At 46.2% G+C, this 3,378-nt stretch carries 4 protein-coding genes; 3 read left to right on the top strand and 1 reads right to left on the bottom strand.

All coding sequences use genetic code 11. The features are described from left to right. From ACWB0I_RS02410 to miaA, 3 genes are all read left to right on the top strand, one after another. On the top strand, positions 1–99 hold a 99-nt coding region (locus tag ACWB0I_RS02410; protein ID WP_479386437.1), incomplete at its 5' end, for a helix-turn-helix domain-containing protein. A gap of 225 nt (positions 100–324) precedes the next feature. Next, entirely contained in the window at positions 325–2,142 is a 1,818-nt protein-coding gene (mutL, locus tag ACWB0I_RS02405; RefSeq protein WP_479386436.1) for a DNA mismatch repair endonuclease MutL, read from the top strand. A gap of 1 nt (position 2,143) precedes the next feature. After that, positions 2,144–3,073 carry a tRNA (adenosine(37)-N6)-dimethylallyltransferase MiaA gene (gene miaA / locus ACWB0I_RS02400; RefSeq protein WP_479386435.1) on the top strand — a complete coding sequence of 310 codons (930 nt, stop codon included), beginning with the start codon at positions 2,144–2,146 and terminating at the stop codon, positions 3,071–3,073. A gap of 99 nt (positions 3,074–3,172) precedes the next feature. Here miaA and ACWB0I_RS02395 read toward each other — a convergent pair. After that, positions 3,173–3,378, bottom strand: a 206-nt coding sequence (locus ACWB0I_RS02395) for a hypothetical protein (protein ID WP_479386434.1), incomplete at its 5' end; no start/stop codon positions are given.

The following is a 3,378-nucleotide window of genomic DNA, read 5'->3' as shown; positions in this document are numbered from 1 at the left end:
AAAGGCGGCGCGGCGGAAATACTGGGAATCAATCCCAATACCTTACGCCATCGCATGAGAAGATTAGGCATTCCTTTTGGCCGCACCACTAAAAATTAAATTCCGGACATTCAGGCCCAATTTCATGCCAATTTACTATGTTTCAAACGTTTAAAAACTTCTCAGTCCTGAACAAGGCCCGTTCACATTCCAACTGGTTTTGTTTCTTACCTGAAGGCGGAACAAATCCTTCCCGCCAGCTATTAAAATCCTTCTAATGTTTAGTTTTCTTTTTTTGCAATGCAATTTTTTTTATATTCGTCAAAACAAAAACGTGGATAATTCATGGCAACAAGATTAAATAGAATTCAAATACTTCCGGAAAATTTAGCCAATAAAATAGCAGCCGGAGAGGTTGTTGAGCGTCCGGCCTCGGTGGTCAAGGAATTAATCGAAAATGCCATTGATGCCGAAGCGGACGAAATCCGCATCTTTATTGAAGAAGGCGGCAAAAAGTTGATCCAGATAATCGATAACGGCCTGGGTATGAGCGAAGAAGATTTGCCCCTGGCTTTTGAACGCCATGCCACCAGCAAGATCAGTACACAACATGATCTGGATCGCATTGAAACGCTGGGCTTCCGGGGCGAGGCGCTGCCCAGTATTGCTTCTGTTTCGCAAGTAGAAGTTAAAACACGTCAAGCTGCGGATAAAATGGGCACCATCTACACCTTAAATGGCGGTCGGGACGCTTCACTCAAAAAGACGGCAGCCAATGTTGGCACCAGTATTTCGGTGCGCAACCTCTTTTTCAACACCCCGGCGCGACGTCAGTTTCTGCGTTCGGTCAATGCTGAAGTACAGCAAATTTTGAATGTGGTAAAACGCTTTTGTCTGGCCTATCCCAACATCGCTTTTCAATTGACCATTGACGGACGAGAAATTTACAACCTAAAAAAAAGCGATGTGGGCCAGCGCGTGCAAGATGTGATGGGAGCCAGTATTTTTCGTGGGCTGCTTAAAGTTTCTGCCAGCCTGGGCGGAATCGAACTTCAGGGTTTTGTCAGCCGCCCGGATGTTGTGCGCAAATCACGCGGCATGCAGTTTCTATTCCTCAACGGGCGTCCGATTCAGGATCGCGCCTTGAACCATGCTATTTTCCAGGCTTACGGAAACTTGATCCACAGCGGTGAATACCCTATTTATGTGCTGTATTTAGAAATGGATCCCGGAATGGTGGATGTAAACGTGCATCCCACCAAAATGGAAGTCCGCTTCTCCAATGAAAGGAGTGTCTACTATTTTGTAATCAGCAGCGTGCGCAAAGTCCTCAATGACGAGGGGGTAATTCCGGAATTCACCAGTACACCGGAAGGCAGCGCTTTAAAACAGGTGATCGACAAAAGTGAACAACCCCGGCAAATTATTAACGAAATGCGCCATCGAAAACGGTATTTAGGACGCTACGGAAACGGTGCACAACTCAGCTTAACCTATTTTGAACCTGAACCGCAAAAGGAAGACACCAAAAAGGCCGATGAAAAGCAGAATACCCTGCTGCCTTCGGCCCGTCCCCACGAACAGCAAACAGGCGATGTTCAGTTTTGGCAATTACATAACCGCTACATTATCTCAGAAATTAAAAGCGGCATGGTCATTATTGATCAGCATGTGGCCCACGAGCGGATTTTGTTCGAAAGGACTTTGAAGGCTCTGCAAAGACAGGGTGGTGGCGGTGGACAAAAGCTGCTTTTCCCACAGAAAATTACGCTCAATTATGACGATTTTATGGTTTTTAAAGAGATTCATGAAATTTTAAACAAGATTGGTTTCAGCATCAAAGTCTTCAGTGGCACCACCATCGTTATTGAAGCCATGCCAGCAGATGTAAAGGTGGGCCGTGAATCGCAAATTTTACTGGACATTATCGATTATTACCGCAATGAGCCCCTGCACGAATTTGACCATTTACACAAGGTTGCCGCAGCCTACGCCTGTAAAAACGCCATAAAATCCGGCGAAAAATTAACACAGACCGAAATGCAAAATCTGGTTGATCAGCTATTCGCCTGTGAAACACCTTTCTTTTGTCCCCATGGCCGACCGGTCATTGTTACCATAGACCTCGAAGAGTTGGATCGCAAATTTAAACGAATCACCTGACATGCGACGTAACGTGCATTTCATAGTCGGCCCCACTGCCGTCGGCAAAACGCTCCTTTCCCGATTGATTGCGGATCGAATACCTATTGAAATTGTCTCTGCCGATTCGCGTCAGATTTACCGTTTTATGGATATTGGCACGGCAAAGCCCGATGCCGACTTCCGAAAACAGGTGCCCCACCATTTCATAGATATTTGCAGCCCTGACGAATATTATAGCGCCGGAATGTTTGGGAAGCAGGCGCGGCAAGTCATTGATGCCATTTTTCAAAGAGGGAAAAGACCGCTGGTGGTTGGCGGTTCCGGTTTCTACATTAGAGCGCTGGTGGATGGCCTTTTTGAATTGGATGCTAGAGACGAAGCCGTTAGGAAAGAACTGGAAAACAGGCTACGCACAGAAGGACTGGCCTCTTTGTATCAGCAATTGCAAAACGTCGACCCCCATTACGCTGCTAAAATTAGTCCAAATGATCGGCAACGTATTCTGCGCAGTCTTGAGGTCTTTTTAGTTACCGGGCAACCGTTTTCTTCTTTTCACCAACAACCAACCATAAAGGCCGATTTTGAACCTGTTTTCTGGGGATTGACTATGGAACGTTCCCGTTTGTACCAGCGCATCAACCAGCGTGTGGAACAGATGCTACAACTCGGTTTACTGGATGAAGTTAAACATCTATTGGGCATGGGCTATTCTGCCCAATTAAACGCCCTGCGCACCGTCGGTTACAAAGAAGCCATTCAATTTTTACAGAAAGAAATCGATTACCAGGAAATGGTCGAGCGCATCAAGCGCAATACGCGGCGCTACGCCAAAAGACAAATGACCTGGTTCCGGGCAGATCAGCGGATCACCTGGTACCAGGTCGAACAGAGAAATGATTTTCAGAGACTGGCAGAACGGCTTTCCGAACAATTAAGCTCCGAAAGTTAAGAGAAACCAGGTGCAAAAATTATCATCCTTTTGCTTGGGTGTGGTTATTAACTACCCAAATCATCTTCCTATGATCATTTTGATTGCAGCTGTGCTGCCTTAACTATTATAAATCATCGCAAACACCTGAGCAAAATCTTCGATGGTCGTTCGGGTTGTGCTTTCCGCATCGCGTTTGGCGTTCTCAAAAACCTTACCGATGTTCATGGCTTTGATAAACTCGATCATGTTATCCGCCACGCTCTCGCTGCTGCCCATTTGCTCCACCATGGCCTTGCGGAAATCATCGTAGGGGAATTCCACAT

Source organism: Caldithrix sp. (assembly GCF_056497305.1).
The sequence above is the reverse complement of the archived record's forward strand: the minus strand, read 5'-3'. Positions and strand labels throughout refer to the sequence as shown.